This window comes from Allorhizobium sp. Av2 (assembly GCF_021462805.2).
Taxonomy (GTDB): domain Bacteria; phylum Pseudomonadota; class Alphaproteobacteria; order Rhizobiales; family Rhizobiaceae; genus Allorhizobium; species Allorhizobium vitis_G.
Map to the genome: position 1 here is coordinate 61,395 of NZ_CP192698.1, position 20,211 is coordinate 81,605.

The 20,211-nt window shown below is 54.7% G+C and carries 17 protein-coding genes and 2 pseudogenes; 14 read left to right on the top strand and 5 right to left on the bottom strand.

Annotated features, from left to right (window positions below):
* Positions 1-11: 11 nt before the first annotated feature.
* Positions 12-1,019 carry an inositol monophosphatase family protein gene (locus FS819_RS23925; RefSeq protein WP_322192757.1) on the top strand — a complete coding sequence of 336 codons (1,008 nt, stop codon included), beginning with the start codon at positions 12-14 and terminating at the stop codon, positions 1,017-1,019.
* A 64-nt stretch (positions 1,020-1,083) separates the two neighbouring features.
* Here FS819_RS23925 and FS819_RS23930 read toward each other — a convergent pair whose 3' ends face one another.
* Both FS819_RS23930 and FS819_RS23935 read right to left on the bottom strand, forming a co-directional pair.
* Complete coding sequence (locus FS819_RS23930) at positions 1,084-1,923, bottom strand: helix-turn-helix transcriptional regulator (protein WP_156549987.1); 840 nt, start codon at positions 1,921-1,923, stop codon at positions 1,084-1,086.
* Positions 1,924-2,258: 335 nt separating this feature from the next.
* On the bottom strand, positions 2,259-2,588 hold the full coding sequence (locus FS819_RS23935) for a hypothetical protein (RefSeq protein ID WP_156549988.1): 330 nt from the start codon (positions 2,586-2,588) through the stop codon (positions 2,259-2,261).
* 328 nt (positions 2,589-2,916) lie between these two features.
* Here FS819_RS23935 and FS819_RS23940 point away from each other — a divergent pair, with 328 nt between their 5' ends.
* Genes FS819_RS23940 through FS819_RS23955 form a run of 4 tightly spaced genes read left to right on the top strand, consistent with a single transcriptional unit; the run spans position 2,917 to position 7,684 of the window.
* Positions 2,917-5,019 carry a N,N-dimethylformamidase beta subunit family domain-containing protein gene (locus tag FS819_RS23940; protein WP_197434144.1) on the top strand — a complete coding sequence of 701 codons (2,103 nt, stop codon included), beginning with the start codon at positions 2,917-2,919 and terminating at the stop codon, positions 5,017-5,019.
* Positions 5,016-5,981, top strand: a complete 966-nt coding sequence (locus tag FS819_RS23945) for an ABC transporter substrate-binding protein (RefSeq protein ID WP_156549989.1) — start codon at positions 5,016-5,018, stop codon at positions 5,979-5,981. Before FS819_RS23940 ends, FS819_RS23945 begins: the two co-directional genes overlap by 4 nt.
* A gap of 57 nt (positions 5,982-6,038) precedes the next feature.
* Positions 6,039-6,872, top strand: coding sequence for an ABC transporter permease (locus FS819_RS23950; protein WP_234624818.1), 834 nt, complete (start codon positions 6,039-6,041; stop codon positions 6,870-6,872).
* Positions 6,869-7,684 (top strand): ABC transporter ATP-binding protein, encoded by an 816-nt coding sequence (locus FS819_RS23955; protein WP_197434145.1) that lies wholly within the window; start codon positions 6,869-6,871, stop codon positions 7,682-7,684. Before FS819_RS23950 ends, FS819_RS23955 begins: the two co-directional genes overlap by 4 nt.
* Positions 7,685-7,812: 128 nt before the next feature.
* On the opposite strand, the gene FS819_RS23960 is transcribed toward FS819_RS23955, so the two are convergent.
* Together FS819_RS23960 and FS819_RS23965 are read right to left on the bottom strand one after the other, a co-directional pair.
* Positions 7,813-8,580: an IS6 family transposase gene (locus FS819_RS23960; RefSeq protein WP_156549991.1), complete on the bottom strand. Its 768-nt coding sequence runs from the start codon at positions 8,578-8,580 to the stop codon at positions 7,813-7,815.
* 243 nt (positions 8,581-8,823) lie between these two features.
* Positions 8,824-9,372: a DDE-type integrase/transposase/recombinase gene (locus FS819_RS23965; protein ID WP_234624830.1), complete on the bottom strand. Its 549-nt coding sequence runs from the start codon at positions 9,370-9,372 to the stop codon at positions 8,824-8,826.
* Positions 9,373-9,658: 286 nt separating this feature from the next.
* Between FS819_RS23965 and FS819_RS23970 the strand changes: the two genes are divergently transcribed.
* Both FS819_RS23970 and FS819_RS23975 read left to right on the top strand, forming a co-directional pair.
* The gene (locus FS819_RS23970) at positions 9,659-9,901 is read left to right on the top strand and encodes a type II toxin-antitoxin system ParD family antitoxin (protein ID WP_156549992.1); all 243 of its coding nucleotides are present in this window, start codon (positions 9,659-9,661) and stop codon (positions 9,899-9,901) included.
* A pseudogene (locus FS819_RS23975) lies at positions 9,898-10,190 on the top strand (type II toxin-antitoxin system RelE/ParE family toxin). Before FS819_RS23970 ends, FS819_RS23975 begins: the two are co-directional and overlap by 4 nt.
* A gap of 67 nt (positions 10,191-10,257) precedes the next feature.
* Here FS819_RS23975 and FS819_RS23980 read toward each other — a convergent pair.
* On the bottom strand, positions 10,258-11,298 hold the full coding sequence (locus FS819_RS23980; RefSeq protein ID WP_197434146.1) for an AraC family transcriptional regulator: 1,041 nt from the start codon (positions 11,296-11,298) through the stop codon (positions 10,258-10,260).
* 273 nt (positions 11,299-11,571) lie between these two features.
* Here FS819_RS23980 and FS819_RS23985 point away from each other — a divergent pair, with 273 nt between their 5' ends.
* The 7 genes and pseudogenes from FS819_RS23985 (at position 11,572) to FS819_RS24015 (ending at position 20,169) form a co-directional block, all read left to right on the top strand.
* A complete protein-coding gene (locus FS819_RS23985; RefSeq protein WP_156549994.1) occupies positions 11,572-13,014 on the top strand; it encodes an APC family permease in 1,443 nt (480 codons plus the stop codon).
* Positions 13,015-13,138: 124 nt separating this feature from the next.
* A complete protein-coding gene (locus tag FS819_RS23990) occupies positions 13,139-15,070 on the top strand; it encodes a primary-amine oxidase (RefSeq protein ID WP_156549995.1) in 1,932 nt (643 codons plus the stop codon).
* A 46-nt stretch (positions 15,071-15,116) separates the two neighbouring features.
* On the top strand, positions 15,117-15,839 hold the full coding sequence (locus FS819_RS23995) for a sulfite exporter TauE/SafE family protein (protein WP_156549996.1): 723 nt from the start codon (positions 15,117-15,119) through the stop codon (positions 15,837-15,839).
* A 236-nt stretch (positions 15,840-16,075) separates the two neighbouring features.
* Positions 16,076-17,122, top strand: a pseudogene (locus tag FS819_RS24000) (IS3 family transposase).
* Positions 17,123-17,542: 420 nt separating this feature from the next.
* Positions 17,543-18,373 carry a MetQ/NlpA family lipoprotein gene (locus tag FS819_RS24005; protein WP_156549997.1) on the top strand — a complete coding sequence of 277 codons (831 nt, stop codon included), beginning with the start codon at positions 17,543-17,545 and terminating at the stop codon, positions 18,371-18,373.
* 76 nt (positions 18,374-18,449) lie between these two features.
* Positions 18,450-19,523 (top strand): methionine ABC transporter ATP-binding protein, encoded by a 1,074-nt coding sequence (locus tag FS819_RS24010; protein WP_156549998.1) that lies wholly within the window; start codon positions 18,450-18,452, stop codon positions 19,521-19,523.
* A complete protein-coding gene (locus FS819_RS24015; RefSeq protein ID WP_156549999.1) occupies positions 19,516-20,169 on the top strand; it encodes a methionine ABC transporter permease in 654 nt (217 codons plus the stop codon). Before FS819_RS24010 ends, FS819_RS24015 begins: the two co-directional genes overlap by 8 nt.
* Positions 20,170-20,211 lie beyond the last annotated feature (42 nt).

The window sequence follows — 20,211 nt, forward strand, 5'->3', positions numbered from 1 at the left end:
CGGCTGGAGTCTTGGCCAAATCAGGCACCGCGTTGATACCCCCAACGTGGTATGGCTCAGGCAAAATATATGTATTGGTTAGGTCCCGGTCGGGCTCAAAAGACGCGCACTGGATAGTGCTCAGATTCTACCTGTGGCTGGATATTCTGGAAGTAACGGCAACCCCGCAGCACGGCAAACCAACGCATCATGCAAACGCTGCCCTGGCTTCAGGAGACCTCATGAACGCAGATGAACGAACAGATTTTGCGATTGATCTTGCGAGGCGCGCCGGCGCGCTTGCCATGCAATATTATCGTCGACTCGATACGATCACCATTGAAAGCAAGGGGCACCACGACCTGGTTTCCGAGGCTGACAGGCGGGTGGAAAGGTTTGTGCGCAGTGAACTTGCCCGGTATTTCCCGCAGGACGGAATTGTTGGCGAGGAACAGGCGCCAACTGCGGGTCAGTCGGACTATGTCTGGGTGATCGATCCTATTGATGGCACCGCAAATTATGTTCGCGGCATACCCCAATGGTGCGTCATCATTGCCTGCTGCAGGCGGGGTATCGCAGAGATCGGCGTTATTCATGAGCCGGTGAGCAATGAAACCTTCCATGCCTTCAAGCAAGGCGGCACGTTTTTGAACGGGATTGCCATAAGCGCTTCATCAGCAAAAAGCCTCGCAGACGGTGTAGTGGGGCTTGACTATTGCCGACACAAGGATGTGGCAAACGTGTTGCCCCTGATCTCTGGTATCCTGGGCAATGGCGGCGCGTTCTATCGCTCCGGCTCAGGTGGCCTCAACCTGGCCTATGTCGCGTCAGGGCGGCTCATTGGCTATGTTGAAGAGCACATGAATGCCTGGGACTGTGTTGCAGGCCTGTTGCTGATAGAGGAAGCGGGCGGTGAGATTCTCCAGCCAGATGCCCAAAACGTGTTGCAGCAGGGCGCGGTTGTCGTGGCCGCGGGCAAGGGTGTTTACGGTGAACTTTACCGGATTTGCGAAAATCCGTTCAGTCTTTTACCACGCTGACAGAGGAACGGCTGTCTACAGGTGAGCGTCGGCCATCTTTGTACCGGTCAGAAAATTCGGCAATCTAAAGACACAAGCTGGCGGGAGTGGTCTTCGCACGGTAGGGCATGGCCGAAATCTCTTCCTGTAAAGGCATCATCAGGGTGAACAGCTCAGCCAGCGAAGATATCTGGCACCTTTGATAAATCTGCTTTCTGAAAACCTTGACGGTTTGGGGGCTGATATTCAGGTTGAGGCCGATTGATTCCGACGAATGGCCCCGCAGTATTAGCAAGGCAACCTGAGCCTGTCTTTGCGTAAGATTTATCCCGTGCCGGCTTCGGAACAGGCTGATGAAGTCGGCCACTCCTGCCAGCAGGTCCTGTTTGTTGGACGCGAATTTGCTGCCGTCCCATTCCCAATGGGATTTCAGCAGAGCCATGATGATGGACTGACGCTCCAACAAATGACTTTCGTCGCCTGAAGAAAAAAACTGTCCGGATGTACTGTCCTTGCCAAGTGAAACAGTCATCGTGGCATTGGCATCCACGCATGCGACAACGGTCAGTTCGTCGGTAATGCCGATCCGATTATAATACGTTTCATAATATTCTGTTGTTTCGAATTGGGTTTTTGAAATATCTGATAGACGAAATATACCGTCTCCACCAGATTCTTTATGATATAGATAAACCGGGTCAAAAAGAAAGGCGCCTGACATGTATTCTTTATATATATAGCGAAATACATTGCACCCACTATGCGAGTGAAAATGTAGATTTGGTGCATAGCTGTTTTGGTAAGTTATAAATATTACATTGTCATATCTTACAAATGATCTGACATAGGCGCAAAAATCGTTAAAGAAATCCGGCTTTCCAACTGATAATATCGCCTGAGATAAATTCTCTTTCTCGTTAATCATGAGCGTCCCTCAGATGTAACTAAATTTATTTTCCGTCTGACTTAACAAAACAAGACATTGATTTCGCGACTAAACGGCATCGTCGACGGATTGCTGCAATTGAGCAATTCACGGAATATGGCCTCGGTGCTTTGGTAATTCCGCGCAAAATTAGGTGTCCACGCATCGGCGCTGACGCTGTACGTTCCGAAAACGCTTTGGTGGTACTGTTGTATGACATCGTAGTTGAGCTCTCCTCCATATACTTTTCGGGCAGTAAAATTAGCCTCCATCAGGTCCAAGATCAGGTCCAAGCTTATCATTACTGAGAGATACCCCCTCAAATAACGCTTGATTCATGAAAAAGTAGTTTGCAGTTGCCCCCCGACAGCGTCGTTGTTCACGACGCTCAATGCCAATTTTCCGTATGCAGTTCCAAAATCCGCCAACAAAAAATAGTATTCAATGCGGTCATCTGCATCTTTCGCGGCTTCGTGCATCGAAAACTGTTTGTCAGACAAAGTGGTTCCCATAATTGAATCCCCCAATATAGACGTCGATTTTTTCATGCATTTCAAAAGATTGTGCGCATTTCGTTTTATCTGTCTCCAATGATCCAACTGACCTCTCGGATAAGATAGCTTAATGTCAAAACCTTCAAGCTGGCTGTAATACATCCCATACATGAGGTTGCTGCTCCCCTCGGCGGATGAGACCATCTGCCCTGGTTTGTCGAAGACCTAAGGAGAGCAGCAACCTCATGTATGGGATGTATTAGGCAGGAATATAGATAATCGCAGGCGTGCTGGTAAAAATCTGACCCTCCGATTTCTCGGATCGCGCTCGCCAAACTGCCCAACTGTGTGCCGAGCATAGTGGGATACCCCCATCGGGTTATACCCCTAAATTGAGATTCGCCTACAGTAATGTCCAATCAATAAGGGGTATCTGATCTCAGATCAACAGATCGGGGTCACGCTGCACAAAAGCAGCCAAATTACTGGGCGGCATCACATGAAAAGGCGTATCAATCACGCTGCAATGAACGTTGTGGGTTACACGACGCCGTGGACCGTGGCGAATGGCGCCACCGTAGACCTTCACTTGTCGTGCAGCGATTTTCCTGAAGCGGTTCGGCTGCGACGGCTGGATATCGCGGGTCTACCGATAATTGACTGGCCCGTCCAAAACCTGTCTACGCTACCCGAACACCGAAGCTTCAATCAAGGCTCCTACCTTAAAATCGCACTTTCCGAGCTGCAGAAAGTCGGCCATGTTGCTGGTGTCGCCTTTGAACTCTTTCTCACTGGAAGCGAAGGGCCACGTACGTTGTTGGACGCTGGCGCAACTGTTTTCACCCTGACAGGAAGTCGGCTCTTCGTCGTTTGCGCCGGGCAATGTCACGATACCAAAATAGACTTCCCCCCCCGGGTCTGGAATCATGTAACAATTGCGTTCGGAGACCAATCCATCACAGTGAGCTTGAGTTCCCGTGACCTTCTATCGCCTGTTGCCGCCACCTGGTCACTACAGGAAGTGGCCCCGGGTCTAGGTGCGGATGATATTCTTTTCGGTTCGCGCGCTGACTTCACACAGCCCTCCCTTAACGCTCGCTTCGCATCTGTCGCCATCGAAACGAAGCATGGGCAGATTAGATGGAAATTTCCAACCATCCTGCCCGATGGGCCAATTGCCTCGTTCAGCGGACCTTCCGAACTAATGTTGGACGCTGTAAATCTACCGACATTCTGCGTCGCCTCCGCCCGCTGGGACGGCTCTACGTTTGACCCGCGCCTTGCCCCGTCTCACTACGATGCCATCCATTGCCATGACGACGATATGGGGTCGCTGAATTGGCCGGCCTCCTACCGAGCCTCGATACTCGAGGGCGCATGCTCGGGTATATATGCATTCGAGATACTGGTCGGGGACACAACTGAGCAGATTGTCTTTTTCGTCGCAGCGCCTAAGCCGACCGCACCCCTGGTATTCATCGTGCCGACAGCGACCTACCTTGCATACGCCGATGAATTGCTTCCTAAACATCTTTACCCGTGGCAGTGCGACGACCGAGGCCATCGCCTTGCTATAGATAATGATTTCAGGTCGCTATACGACTTTCACAATGACCTAAGCGGCGTGTCGATCTGCTCATATGAGAAGCCTAAAGCGACCCTGCGAGATGACTATCGCTATCCACTCGGAGATTGTCCCCACAATCTTCCGGTCGATCTGCATTTTCTCCGATTTTGCCGCGCCCATGGCGTCAAGATCGACGTGATCACTGACCATGACCTCCACATCCGTGGGGTGGCGGGACTTGGCGGATACCGTGCCGTAGTAACAGGCAGCCATCCGGAATATCTGTCAGTTGAAATGGAGACTGCCTATCGCACGTTTGCGGCGCAAGGTGGAAGCATAGCCTATCTCGGCGGCAATGGCTTCGCCGGTACGGTCGCTTTCCGAGACGATATCATGGAACTACGGCGCTCACCGCTAGAAGCAGGCCGAACATGGGATGGTCCGGTGGGGGAGCAGGCCTTAGCCCTCAACAATGAACCCGGCGGCCATTTGCGATCGCGCGGCCGTGGGGAATTCAGCCTTACAGGTGTCGCAATATCTTTGATGGGCTTCGGCCTTGGGCGACCATTTTCACGCGTCGATGAGAGCTACACGGATGAACACGCATGGCTTTTTGAGGGTGTCGAAGCGGATACTTTCGGCCAAGACGGCATCGTTCTCGGCGCAGCAGCAGGCTATGAAGTAGATGCCACGGATTTCCGAATGGGTACCTCCAGAGACACTCGAGTTATCGCCCGCGCGACAGGATTTCCCGACAGCTTCTACCACGACCCGTCGCGATGGTACGCTGGTGGTGAGGCTGAGATGGCCGGCCGCCGGTGCGCGGAAATGACGGTGCGCTATCTCGCATCTGGAGGGCTTATCTTCTCGGCCAGTTCCGTGGCGTGGCTCGGTGCTCTACCAACTGGGGAAGAAGCAAATGATGTAGCAAAAATAACGCTCAACCTGCTCGCGCGTCTTTCAAAGGCGTCAGAGGAATGGTCTGCTGACCACGCATCAAAAAATCAAAGTGAAAAGGGGATGACAGCATCATGATAAAGAAATTAGCAATTGCCGCAGTTCTTGCAGCCTCCTCGTTTAGTTCGGCCCATGCCGATACCATCAAACTCGGCCTCCAACCGTGGCTTGGATATGGTCCCCTGTGGGTGGCTGAGGAGAAGGGCTACTTCAAAAAGCACAATGTTGACGTCGCTCTTACTACCTTCAACTGGGACCAAGATATGACGGCAGCGCTGGCTAGCGGCAATCTCGACGTGATCGCCGGGGCGACGAATGGGATGGTCACGAACTTCAATTCGGGTGTCGACCAGAAGGGCTTTCTGATCATGGACCTTTCGTTCGAGGCAGACGGCATCATTGCGGGGAAGGGGATTGCCTCGATCACGGAGCTAAAGGGCAAGAAGGTGGCATTCGAGGCAGGCGCAACGAGCGATTTGCTGATCAATTATGCCCTCAAGCAAAATAGTATGACAATCGCCGATATCGAACATGTCCCCATGGGGGCGTCGGAGGCAGGGCTCGCCCTTATCGCCGACCGCGTTGATGCGGCCGTCACCTATGAGCCGTATATCTCGACAACGCTTTCTCAGGGCGGAGACTACAAGGTCATCTATACCGCAGCCGAGAAACCCGGACTCATCGGTGACATGCTGACAGCGTCGTCGGCGTGGATCAAGTCCAACCCGGACGACGTGAAGGGCCTCATCCTCGCCTGGGACGACGCGATTAATTTCATTCGGTCAAATCCCGAAGATGGAAAGAGCATCATTGCCAAGGCCGTTGGAAGCCCGATGAAAGAATTCGAACCCGCCTTCAAGGGCGTGCGCCTGTACAATATCAAGGAAAACGTCGAGGCTTTGAAGGGTGAGTTCCAAGCTTCACTGCAAGTCGTGGGAGAGATTTCCCATGCAACCAACCCGAAGAACATCAAGGTCGTCCCGAAGCCGGAAGACCTGTTGATGATGGATCAGCTGCACGCCATTGCAGCTCAGCAGTAAGCCGATTGTCCGGCGACCGGAAACGATCGCCGGATCTCCACAAACTGGAGAGTTTTCGTGACAGCTATTCAATCAGTCCGCCGGGAAGCCAGAACCAAGAAAAAGGGCCTGCTTCGTCTGAGGCAGGAAATCCCCGATAGCATCTTCGCCACGGCCGGCTTCGTGATTCCCGCTATCATTCTTATAGTCTGGTGGGCGATCACTTGGTTGGGTCTCGTGAAGCCACTTTTTCTTCCAAGCCCAGGAAGCGTCATCGGCGAGGGCTGGCGACAGCTGACTGAAGGAATTCTTTTCGCTGACGCGTCTGTCAGCGTCTACCGGATCGTCATTGGGTGGCTTGCGGCGACGGTCGTAGCTGTGCCGATTGGTATCCTTATGGGGAATTTCCGGTTGGTCGAAGGCCTTTTCGAACCGCTCATTTCGACGGTCCGCTACATGCCCGTTGTCGCCCTCATTCCGCTCTCCATACTCTGGGCTGGAATCGGAGATGCACAGAAAATCCTAATCCTATTCCTTGGAACGTTTTTCCAGCAGTCCCTGATGATCATGGATAATGTGAAAAATATCGACATCAATCTGATCCGCGCGGGACAGACCCTCGGCTTCAACAATAACGAGATCCTGAGGCGGATCATCCTTCCTGCAGCGTTGCCCGGAATATGGGATACCTTCCGCATCACGATTGGCTGGACGTGGACCTATCTCGTCGTCGCGGAGCTCGTTGCGGCCAATGCCGGCCTCGGCCGCCGGATCATGGATGCGCAGCGCTACCTGTCCACCGACACCATTCTATTCGGAACGCTATTCATCGGCTTGCTTGGCCTGTTAACAGACTATTTCTTCAAACGCGCGGGCAAATCGCTTTTTAAATGGAGCAGTCAGACACGATGAACGCGCCACTCGAAAAATCCAATCCCCAGGCCAAGATCTCCGTCGTTGGAATTGGCAAGAATTTCTCTGTATCCGGCCACACCATGGTCGCGATCGACAGTATCGATTTGACTATCCACGCAAATGAATTCGTCTCGATCGTCGGCACGTCTGGCTGTGGCAAGTCAACCTTGCTCAACATGATCGGGGGGCTGGACGAGCCAACCTTCGGCGAAATTCTAACTGAGGGGCGCCCCGTCAATGGCCCCGGACGTGACCGGGGGTTCGTCTTCCAAACGTACAGCCTATTTGAATGGATGACGGTCGAGCGCAACATCCGTTTCGCCCTTGAGAAAACAACATTCTCGAGGACGGAAAAAGACGAACTCGTCAAACATTTCGTACATGCGGTCGGTCTGTCAGGATTTGAAAAGGCCTATCCCAAGCAACTTTCTGGTGGCATGCGCCAGCGCGTGGCGATCGCGCGTGCGCTCGTCTACAAGCCCTCGATCCTGTTGATGGACGAACCGTTCGGCGCTCTCGACGCCCAGACACGCGGGATGATGCAGGAACTGCTCTTGAAGATCTGGGAAGACCACAAAGTCACGGTCGTATTCGTGACCCACGATGTCGACGAGGCGATCTTCCTCGCGGACAGGGTCGTCGTCCTGGCCAGCCGCCCCGGCCGGATCAAAAAGGATATGCAGATAAAACTTGACCGCCCGCGTTCCTACGAGGTTCTGACAGATCCTAATTTCAGTGCTTACAAGCGCGAAATTTTGTCCGACATCCGCGAGGAGACATTGAAGCTTATCGCACTCGAAAAAGCCTGATTAGCGGCGTTGTTGCATCGGTCGATGAATGAACGGATTCGGCGTTGGTGCAGCGTTCATCGACAGGTGATCATTCGGCTCTGTTGCAAAGATTTCAAACGGCGAGGGACTTCCAGTGTTCTCTGCTGTTAAGCGGTGTGAGCTTGGAGATTCTGGGCGAGCAGAGCTGCGGCTTCAGTCAGAGCGCTTGGTCCAAGCCCGAAAGCCCGTTCAACGATGCGGGCCTCTCCGCGGATGTCTTTTGTAAGGTTGAAAATAGCCGCTTGACCCTTGCGTAACGCCCGCATGACCTCGAAACCTTTAATCGTCGCATAGGCCGTTTTTAGCGTCTTGAACCCTCTCACTGGCTTTATCAGTTGTTTCAACTTGCCGTGATCGGCTTCAACGACATTGTTCAGGTATTTGACCTGTCGATGCACAAGCTCATCGGGACATTTGCCTTCAGCTTTCAATTGCGCGATGGCAATTCCATAGGTTGGGGCTTTGTCAGTGTTGATAACTCTTGGCTTTTCCCAGTCTTTCAGACCATTCAGAGCCTTGCCGAGAAAGCGCTTGGCCGCTTTGGCATTGCGCGTCGGCGACAGATAGAAATCGATCGTGTTCCCGAACTTGTCAACGGCGCGGTACAAGTATGTCCATTTGCCACGAACCTTCACATAGGTTTCATCGACCCGCCAGCTCGTTGATTGGGGCCGCCGCCAGTGCCAACGCAGCCGCTTCTCGATTTCCGGTGCATATTTCTGGACCCAGCGATAAATCGTGGAATGATCAACGGCGACGCCCCGTTCGCCCATCATTTGCTCAAGGTCGCGGTAGCTCACCCCATAGCGGCAATACCAGCGAACTGCCCACAAGATCACCTCGCCCTGAAAATGACGCCACTTGAAATCGCTCATCAAAAGTCCCGCTGAAAACTATCTCCCCTATTTCCAGCACAAACGGAATCTTTGCAACAGAGCCTTTGAATGCAAACCCTATTGGGTGGGTACTGCCTTGGCACCGCCGGTCGAGCCACCGTTCGCCGCTGTGCAGCTTGCCGATTAAGGCGGGCTCGCATCGGCGCTTATCAGGATTGCGGCAGATTAGGTTCCGTCGCAAATTTTTGAAATGGTCGCAGATGTGGATATCGCCGGACGCAGTTATGCAGCGAGTTCAGCAAATTGCTGAAAGGCGGATTGGCCTGCTGTTTGGAATTGGCCCTTTCTGATCATATGGGCGACCTCAATTCCATCCAATGTAGCCGATGCTGATGAAAAGGATTTGAAACCCTTCATTGGTCGCGTCAGCTTCTTGATAAAACGATGGTCCTGCTCAATGATGTTGTTGAGATATTTGATCCGGACAATCTCGATCAGCCAGAACCAGCCGTGGAACTGCAACAACCAGTTCATGTTTTGCAATCCGGCAAGGTTGGCGCCGCTCTTGTCTATGACAACTTTCTCAGGCCAGCCACTATTGCCTATAGTGCGAGCAAAGAAGGTGCTGGTCGTTGATTTCCGCCGATGGGCCTCACGGGCTATCAGGGGTGAATATTTCACAAACCATCTGTTCAACGTCGCATGATCGACTTTAACGCCGCGCTCCGCCATAATCTCTTCCAGATCACGATACGAAACGGCATATCGAACGTAGAAAAACACCGCGTACAAAATCACGGGCACTGTTGCAAAAATTCTTTGTCGTAGAATGAAATTTCAAACGACGTCTGCGTACGGACAGAAAACCTGTCACTCAAACGACAATCATCGGGTCATGCACCATCTTATTTGGCTTTTCAAAACCGCAATTCAGATTGAATTGCGGAATGTTTTTCTTCGATTCAGAGGCCCCAAAAAATTTTGCAACAGAGCCCTATAAATAAGCGTTATCCCACCGGCAGAGAGAATGGGGGACGGTTCTGATCCCATGCAAATATAGGAACATTTGACAAACTTTGCCAAAATCGAATTTGATTCCTTCAAATGGAGGTTTCCGATGGCGACAATGAACGTATCTCTTCCAGACCCGATGAAGGATTGGGTGGAGGCGCAGGCCAGGACTGGGCGATATTCGAACGCTAGCGACTACGTGCGCGACCTGATCCGACGCGACCAGACACGAAACGACAAGATTGCCGCCATGCAAAGTTTCGTCGAGGCCGGGCTCCAAAGTGGCGTTGGCATTCGATCAAAGGATGAACTCTTTGCTGAGGCGATGGATCGTGCCAGCAAGTCATGAGTTTTAAACTTTCTGTCGAGGTAGAAGAAGACATCATTGCGATCGCCGAGCAAGGTGCCCGTATGTTCGGAGTAGACCAGGCAAAACCTACCATGATGAACTTTTCGCACTATTTGATCTGATAGCTGCTAATCCACGCATCGCACGCGAACGAAATGAGATCGAACCGGCCGTCAGAATTCATCCCTTCAAAGCACATCTTATTGTCTATCGGGTTGAAGACGATGAGAAAATTTTCGTAGTGCGAATTCGCCACGGGCATGAAGATTGGGTAAGTATTTCAATGTAGCACAACGGATGGAGCTGTGGGGTTTGGTGTGCTTTAGGTTCTGATCCGTTCAAGGCGGGAGTAATGTTCACCCCCTGAGCACGTTAGTATAGTTTCCGGACTTCTGACGGAAGCGAGCTGGAGTGAAGCCGGTCAGATGGCGAAAGCTTCTGGCAAAGGCGCTGAGTTCGCTATAGCCAAGCTGCTCGGCGATGACAGGGATAGACAGCCGTGTGTTGGCAAGCAGGCTTTTTGCGATTTCCATCCGGACCATGTTGCGCAGGTCCGCATAATTGACGCCGTTTTCTGCGAGCTTGCGCTGGAAACTGCGCAGGCTCATGCCGAAATCACCAGCCGCGTGGTCTATATCGATGCTCGCATGCTGGCAAAGAGCTGCGGCGATCCATGCCTTCAGCGCGGCCACGAGATCGAGACGTTTCTCCCGGTGGTAAAGAAGATCGGACAGTTCGCAGGCGATCCGCAAGTGGCGATGTTCATCCCCGCCGGCGCCGATCGGACGATCAAGAAACTTTTTCGGAAACACGATCGCGTTTTCCCGGCGGCCGAACGATAAAGGGCAGGCAAGCTGTGATCGATAAAGCGCCAGATTGTCGCCCGGCATATGCTCAAACTCTATGCAGGACGGTTTCCAATCCTCACCGATGGTCGCTGCCAGCATTGTGTTCAGCAAGCTTTCTGTAAAGTCCGCATCCTGGGTCTTGTGACGGACCGTATTGTCATGGATGGAATAGGAAAACCGGGCGACATCGTTTTCTACGACGAGCTCCGACCGGCTGTTGCTCTGCAATGCCGGAAAATGGCGACTGAATTGCGTCAGTCCTTGTTTGAGCGTTGGCGCCGTTAGAAACAGGGCGGCCAGGGAGCCAATTGCTTGGAATTCAAATTCTTTGCCAAGTTTCAATCCAAATATCGGATCGTTCGTTTCTTCAGAAGCGACCTCAAGGGCGGATGTGAAGGCGGCCAGCGGCATGAAATCGCTTTCGGCAAACAACGCATTGCTGCCAAGTCCGATGCGCGCCGACACTGTATCCGCGTCGAGCCCTCCGAGACGGATCGAAGCCAACAGGCCGTTCATGGCAGAGGAGGCAATGATGCCTGTGGTTTTCATGGCTTGCTCCAAATGAACTTTCGAGTCTGCCCATGCAATAAGCGGGCCACATGGATCAGCGCGACAGGCGGCCATTTTGGCATGAAGTGTCAAATACAGGCCCTAAAATTTTTGCATAGTAGAAACTCGGCTCAAAAGAACAAAATTATAGATAAATATAACCTGTATTTTTTAGCGAAAAAGCTAAACTATACCGGCTGCGTTTCTCTGTAATAAGCAAACTATACAGTTCATAATCGATCAAAGCTGAACGTTTTATCTGGGGGGATTTCCATGTCCACGATTGAAGTTGGAAAGGCCGGAACTGAACTCCGGCACAATGCTATCGGGGTCAGCCATATCGTCTTTTTCGTCGTCGCCGCCGCTGCGCCGTTGACGGCGGTGGTCGGTGCATCACCTGCCGCCTTTGCCTTCGGAAACGGTGCTGGTGTGCCGGCCACCTATCTGCTGGTCGGTGCGCTTTACCTGATCTTCAGCGTCGGCTTTACGGCCATGAGCCGGTTTATCGGCTCGGCCGGTGGCTTTTATCCCTATATCGCTGCCGGCCTCGGCCGCCCGGCCGGGGTGGCCGGAGCGTTCGTCGCCCTTGCGACCTATATCGCCATCGAACTGGCGGTCTGCGGCCTATTTGGCTTCTTCATGAATGACATTGTCAAGACATCCGGCGGCCCCAGCATCGCCTGGTGGATCTATGCCTGCATGCTTGCGGCCCTGATCTATGCTTGCGGCCGCCGCAATATCGAATTTTCCGGCCGGGTCCTCGGCTACTGTATGATCGCCGAGATTGCCATTCTTGCCCTCTTTGCCTTGTCGGTGCTGATCTCCGGCGGCGGACCCGAGGGTATTACTGTCGCTCCTTTCGGCCTTTCCGCCGTGGCCGGGCCTGGAATAGGTGTGTCGCTGGTTTTCGTCGTCGCCTCCTTCATAGGTTTCGAGGCAACCGCGATCTTTGGCGAGGAAGCCCGCGATCCAAAGCGCACCATCGCACGTGCCACCTACCTTGCGGTGATCATCATCGCCGTGTTCTATGCCTTCGTGACCTGGGCCGTTGCCTTGCATTACGGTCCGTCCAACATAGCCTCCGAGGCAACGGCCAATACAGCGACGCTGTACGTGACCGCCGTGCAGGCCATGCTTGGCGGTCCGGCTGGGATTGTCCTTAACGCCCTGCTGATCACTAGCCTGTTTGCCTGTGCGCTGTCCTTCCACAATACCATCAACCGCTATTTCTATTCGCTTGGCCGCGAGGGGATCGCCTGGTCGGGTTTCGCACGCACGCACGGAACCCATAATTCGCCTCACATGGCGGGTGGCGTCCAGACCATACTGATGGTCGCGCTGATCCTGGCCTTCGCCTTCAGCGGGCAGGATCCCTACGCGGTCGTGTTTGCCTGGATGGGCGCTTTCGCCAGCGTCGGCATCCTGCTCCTGCAGACAATGGTCTGCCTGGCGGTGATTGGCTTTTTCCGCACGGATACCCGTGGTGTCGGCGTCTGGCAGTGGATCGTGGCTCCGATCATCAGCATGGCCGGATTGCTAGCATGCCTAGTGCTGATGATCATCAACCTGCCGCTGATCAGCGGCTCACAATCGCCGATCGTCGCCAGCTTCCCGGTCATCCTGGCCATCATCGCCGCCGCAGGCGCCACCTTTGCAGTGTGGCTGAAGGCCCGCAAGCCGGCCATCTACGCCAATCTCGGCCGCGCCTTCGCTTAAAGGTGGGATCCGGCTCAACCGCAAGACTTGCGCGGCCCTTCGATAAAACCGCGACGGCGGCTCACAACCGCCGTGCTTTTTCAATTTCCGGCTGCAGAAGCCGAACAGACTAAGGAAGAATACCATGGATACCTGCTGTGTTTCCGCTGCACCCCGTCAGATCCCGCTGAGCGTCACCCATCCCCTGCAGCCCCTGACCCCGGACGAAATCCGCGCGGTGGCAACGATCGTGCGCAAGGATCCGCCTTATGGCGCTGACACCCGCTTTGAAACGATCGAACTGATGGAGCCGGACAAGGCGACGGTTCGGGCGTTTTCGTCCGGCGCGCCGATCGCCCGCAAGGCACGGGTGAACGTTTTCAGCGCCGCCGCCGTCACCGTCACCAGTCTCGTGGTTTGCCTCGATACGCAAACCATCCTCACCCGCAAGGATTTCCCCGGCAAGCGTCCGATGATCCAGCTCGAACAGTTCCTATCCATCGAAGGTATAGTACGGACCGATCCGGAGTTTATAGCGGCCTGCGCGAAGCGCGGCATCACCGACATGGAGACGGTGTGCGTCGACCCATGGTCGGCAGGGAATTTTGGGGTGCCCGGCGAGGAGGGTCGCCATCTCTGCCACATTTTCTGCTGGCTGCGGCTGCGCGAGAACGAGAACTTCTACGCCCATCCGATCGAGGGGCTGAATGCGGTGGTCGACCTTATCACCGGCAAGGTCATCCGGGTCGACGACTATGGCGTAGTGCCCGTTCCGATGCAGGAAGTGAACTATGAAAGTCAGTTCATAGAAACCTTTCAACCAACGGCCAAGCCGATCGACGTGGTACAGCAAGAAGGCGTGAACTTCGCTTTCGATGGGCACCGCATCACCTGGCGCAACTGGTCGCTGGTCGTCGGCTTCAATGCGCGCGAGGCGCTCACCCTTCACGACATCCGCTTCGACGGGCGGCCGATCGTTAACCGCGCCTCGATCGTTGAGATGACGGTGCCCTATGGCAGCCCGGACAACGGCCATTTCCGCAAGAATGTCTTCGATATCGGCGAATACGGCATCGGCAAGCTCGCCAATTCCCTGAAGCTCGGCTGCGATTGCCTGGGCGTCATCAAGTATCTCGACGTACACCTCAACACCATGGACGGCGATCCCTGGACGATCGAGAAGGCTATCTGCATTCACGAGGAAGATTCCGGGCTTTTGTGGAAGCATATGGATTTCCGGACAGAACGCTCCGAAATCCGCCGGGGCGCCAAGCTCGTCGTCTCAACGATCTGCACCGTCGGCAACTATGAATACGGCCTTTACTGGTATCTTTTTCTCGACGGGACGATCGAACACGAGGTCAAGGCAACCGGGATCATCAACACTGCCGCCTGCATTCCCGGCCAGCCTCCGAAATATGGGCGCGAAGTGGCACCCGGTGTCGTCGGTCATATCCACCAGCATATCCTATGCGCCCGCCTGGACATGGCGGTGGACGGCGATGCCAACAGCGTCGTGGAATGCAACACCTATGCCGAGCCGCTTGGTCCCGCCAACCCCTATGGCAATGCCTTCTTCGAGCAGCAAACCGTGCTTGGCCGGGAAAGCGAGGCAACACGCCGCGCCGATCCGGCATCGCACCGCTACTGGAAGGTCATTAACCCGAACAAGACGAACTATACCGGCGCTCCCGTTGGCTACAAGCTCGAGGCGAACCATTGCGTCACCCCGTTCGTTCATCCGGATTCGCCATCCGGAAAACGCGCTGCGTTCGTTCAAAATCATGTCTGGGTTACGGCCTTCGATCCGGAAGAGAGATTCCCGGCGGGCGACTTCGTCAACCATTCCGATGGAGCCGGCGGGCTTATAGAATTCGTCGCCAAGAATCGGCCGATCGAGAACACTGATATCGTGCTCTGGCACGTCTTTGGCCTGCATCACCCCGTGCGTGTCGAGGATTTTCCGGTGCAGCCCTGCGTGTTCACCGGCTTTAAGCTGATGCCGAGCGGCTTCTTCGACCGCAATCCGGCTATCAACCTGCCACCGGTGGTCAACACGGCCAGTTGCCCCGCATGAACATATCCGTCATGCACGGCACGTTGGCGAACAGGAAGAGGCAGAAATGATACCGGATCTCCCAATGCTTGCGGGCACCGTTGCCGCTGGCTTCCTGATGGGCCTTGCCGGCAGCCTGCACTGCGCGGGCCAATGCGGCGGCATCGCCTCGTCGCTGCTGATCGCGACGGGTCAAGGTCGTTCCGGGCGGCAAAGAGCGCAGGCTTTGCTGGCCACCCAGCTCGGCCGCACGGTGACCTACACGATCGCTGGCTGTGTTGTCGGTATTGCCGGCGACGCATTGGGGCAGCTTTTCGATCTCGCCGGTCTACAGCCTGTGCTGCGGATCCTAGGCGCAGCCATGCTGCTGTGGGTGGGGCTTTCGCTAATTGGCATGGTCCCAGGTCCTCAGCTCATCGACCGTCGCGTGATCGCCGCCTCGACATTTTTGCTTGGCGGTCGTCAGGGGGGCGTCCATTTCGAGACGCCCTCAGCGTTGCTGCTCGGAATGGCATGGGGTATTGCGCCCTGCGCCATGGTCTACAACGCCTTGATGACTGCCATGCTCAGCGGCACGGGTGCAACGGGCGCTCTGTTCATGATGAGCTTCGGCCTGGCGACCGTTCCGGCGGTGGCTCTGACAGCTGCCGGCGCCGTCCAAATTGCTGTGATGGGGGCAAGGCTGCCCAAGGCCGCGCTGCGCAAAGTCGTCGGTATCGCCATCGTCGCCTTGGGTTTTGGGAGTATCGTAATGCCTGCCGCATCCCTGACGGCGCTTTGCCTAAGCTAGTTAGTTATGAGACGGCCGCCGGAAGGCGCCGAATACAAATCCGGCTATAGATCGAATGCCACGATTCCGTCACATACCGTCTGTGGGATCCAGATCCCTTCAAGGCGAGCGTGGTCACTTTCGCACGGGTGCCCAATCGTCATGGAGTTCTAGATTGCTCTGATCCCCAAAAACTGGATCGTTTTTGATTGGAGTTTTTTGCGCTCGATTCCCGGCTGGGAACAGGAGCGGAAACGATGAAAGCATCGAACTTTTCGGACGTCCAGAAAGCGTTCATTCTCAAACAGGGTGACGACGGCACGCCGGTGGCAGAGATTTGCCGGAAGGCGGGGATTAGCCAAGCAACCTATTTCAATTGGCGCAAGAAATACGCAGGGCTGCTGCCGGACGAGATGCGGCGTCTGAAGGCTTTGGAAGACGAGAACAACCGCTTGAAACGGATCGTTGCCGACCTGACGCTGGATCGCGAGATGCTGGTGGATTGGGGGATATCGATCCGACGGGCCTGCAAGGTCCTGATGTTTGACACCTCGAGCTATCACTACAAATTCCGAGGAATCGGGCAGGCCCCTCTCGAAAGACGGATCAAGGAGATATGCGAAACGCGTGTGCGGTACGGATATCGCCGCGTGCATGTCCACTTGCGCCGGGATGGATGGAAGATCAACATGAAGAAGACACGTAGGATTACAGCGAGTTAGGTCTCCAATTGCGTAATAAGCGCCCCAAGCGTCGGGTGACGGCAAAGCTTCGGGACGACCGTCAGGCAGCCGTCGGTCCGAACGATGTATGGGCGATGGATTTCGTTCACGACCAGCTCTCGACGGGTAAGAAATTGCGCATCCTGACCGTTGTGGATACGCATTCTCGCTAGTGCCCCGCCACCGACGCACGGTTCACCTATCGCGGTGAGGATGTGGTTCAGACGTTGGAACGTATCTGCAAGGGGACTGGCTATCCCAGGACGATCAGGGTTGATAACGGCAGCGAATTTATCTCCCGCGACCTCGACCTTTGGGCTTATGCCAACAACGTCACCCTGGACTTCTCTCGGCCCGGAAAACCGACCGATAACGGCTTCATCGAGGCGTTCAACAGCAAGCTGCGCGCAGAGTGCCTGAACGCGCATTGGTTTTTAACCCTTGCAGATTCACGCAGATTCACGCGAAAAATTGGAGACTTGGCGTCGATACTACAACGAGGATCGTCCTCACAGCGCAATCGGATATAACGTCCCGATTTCCATGCATAATCCCGGTGGCGCAACCAGCCCGTCATCGTGATCAGAGCCGGAAAACTCCAGCTTCCGGCGGTCCAAGGTTAGGGCTCAGAGCACAGCTCATGCCAAGGCCACAAAGATGTGGACCACATCCTCGCCTTGAAGGCATTGCAAATATCTCAAATGCTTGCACCGCTTGAGATATTTGCAAAAGGAATACGAAGTCATCTTCAATGAATCGTCGTATCAGTCGCCGACTGACGCGATCAAGACGTAGAGCTGGATGCGAATTGCGTCCCTTTCATTGCCGAATTCAATTAATCCATAAAAACAATAGATTATTGTTCTTGAGGAATGAAATTGTGCAAAAGCCTATTTCTTTTGCATTGCAAAAAATGGTTTTATCGCCTTCGCGTCCTGAAGATCACTCTGTCATTGTTGGTTGTATCGGAGCGATGACTTCTTCCATCAAGGGACGACAACAATGACAAAAATATTCGGAAACACACCATCTTTGTCGCGCAGAGCGGGTCTGGCAGCCTTGATGGCGCTGGCCGTCACTGCTGGTACCGGCGCATTGCAGGCCCACGCCGAGGATAAGGTGATCAAGGTTGGCATCGTCAGCGGTGAAGATGAAGATGTCTGGCGCGCGGTGGCGCAGGAAGCCGCCAAGACGGGTCTGACCATCAAGACGGTGGTGTTTAACGATTACACCCAGCCGAATGAAGCGCTGGAGCGCGGCGAAATCGACGCCAATGCCTTCCAGCACAAGCCCTATCTGGATAACCAGATCAAGCAGCACGGCTACCACATCACGCCGGTTGGCTATACGGGTGTCTGGCCCATTGGCCTCTATACCAAGAAATACAAGGCGGTTGCCGATCTTTCCAAGGGTGCGCAGATTGGCGTTCCCAACGACCCTTCCAATGAAGGCCGGGCGCTGCGCGTGCTGCAAGATCAGGGTTTAATCAAGCTGAAGGACGGCACAGGCATTCTGGCAACCATTGCCGATATCACTGAAAATCCAAAATCTATCAAGATCAAGGAATTGGATGCGGGCATTGTTGGCCGGGCCATTGACGACCTTGACGCTGCTGTCGTCAATACCGACTGGGCGCTGAAGGCAGGTCTCAAGCCCACTGATCGCATTGCGCAGGAGCCAACGGCTGACAACCCGTACCGCAACTTCATTGCCGTCAAACAGGGCAAGGAAAATGAGGCTTGGGTCAAGACGCTGGTGGCTTCTTACCAGAACGATACGGTCAAGGCCGTGTTTGACAAGGTCTACAAAGGCACCGGCATCGTTGCCTATTGATCATTGAACGGCGTTTTAGTGGTGAGGCGGCGAGGCTTTTGGCCCCGCCGCCTTCGCCCGTTTGGAGTGATAGTGTATGAACAGTCAGCCATTGTTTGCTGAGGCAACCCCCGTTCCTGATCCCGATCTCAACAGCGTTGTTAAACTCACCGATGTCCATCGTCGCTTTGGAGACACCGTCGCGTTGGATGGAATTTCGCTGGATGTCCGTAAGGGCGAAATTCTCGGCATTATCGGGCGCAGTGGTGCCGGTAAATCCACCTTGATCCGCTGCCTGAATGGGCTGGAACAGGCTGATCGGGGCGAAATCCGTATTGAAGGCCGCAACATTGTTGGCCTTGCGGAGCAGGCATTACAGCCCTTGCGGCGGCGTATTGGCATGGTGTTTCAGCATTTTAATCTGCTTTCCGCCAAAACCGTGGAAGTCAATGTGGCGCTGCCGCTGAAAATCGAAGGTATGGCAAAGGCAGAACGCCTGGCCCGTGCCCGCGATCTGCTGGAGCTGGTGGGCTTGAGCGATAAGGCCAAGGCCTATCCTGCAGCCCTCTCCGGCGGGCAAAAACAACGGGTTGGCATTGCCCGCGCCCTTGCCGCACGGCCTGCCCTGCTGCTGTCGGACGAGGCGACCTCGGCGCTTGATCCGGAAACAACCCGCTCGATTCTGGCCTTATTGAAGGATATCAACAAAAAACTTGGCCTGACGATTGTGCTGATCACCCATGAGATGGATGTGGTGCGCTCGATTGCCGACCGGGTTGCCGTGATTGATGCCGGGCGAATTGTTGAGCAAGGCGATGTTTGGTCGGTTTTTGCCAATCCGCAAGCCGAGATTACCAAGAGCCTGCTGTCGGGCAATAGACCGCAACTTCCCAGCCATCTTGCTTCAAAGCTGCGCTCCGAAACGGGCGACACTGTGGTTTTGAGTGTCGATCTCGCGGGAGATTATGCCCAAGGCAGGCTGTTTGCCGATCTCGCCGACAGTTTTCAAAACGGCGTGCGGCTGGTGCAAGGGGGTGTTGAGCATATTCAAACCCAGGTGGTTGCTCGGTTGTTTCTGACAGTTCCCGCCAGCGATCTGACCCTGCTGCAAAAGCTTCAGGCCCAGTTGAAATCCCATCATGCCCGTGTGGAGGTCCTTGGCTATGTCTGATGTTATGATTGACCTTCTCCTCAGTGCTCTCTGGGAAACGGTATTGATGACCGTTGCCTCTGGCCTGATTTCGCTGGTGGCGGGTCTCCCGCTTGGCTTGGCGCTGGTGGTGACGGCAAAGGGCGGCATTGCCGAATATCTATGGATCAACCGCGTGCTTGGAGCCGTGGTCAATGCCTTTCGCTCCATTCCGTTTATCATTCTGCTGGTGGCGCTCATCCCGTTGACCCGGTTGATAGTTGGCACAGCGCTTGGAACTTGGGCGGCGATTGTACCGCTGGCCATCGCGGCCACGCCCTATTATGCCCGCATTGCCGAAGTGTCGTTGCGGGAGGTGGATCGCGGCCTGATTGACGCTGTGCGCGCCATGGGCGGCAATCGCTGGACCATCATCCGCGAAGTTCTAGTCCCCGAAGCGCTTCCCGGCATTATTTCCGGCTTTACCGTCACATTTGTAACCCTCATCGGCGCCTCGGCCATTGCGGGGGCGATTGGCGCAGGTGGGCTTGGTGATCTGGCCATTCGGTATGGCTATCAGCGGTTCGAAACAACGGTGATGATTGCCGTGGTTATTGTGCTGATCATCCTTGTCTGCGGTATCCAATGGCTGGGTGATCGATTGGTTGCACAACTGGACAGACGATAACAATCACGATGCCGCAAGAGGGGTCGCGCACGGCATGCCGGT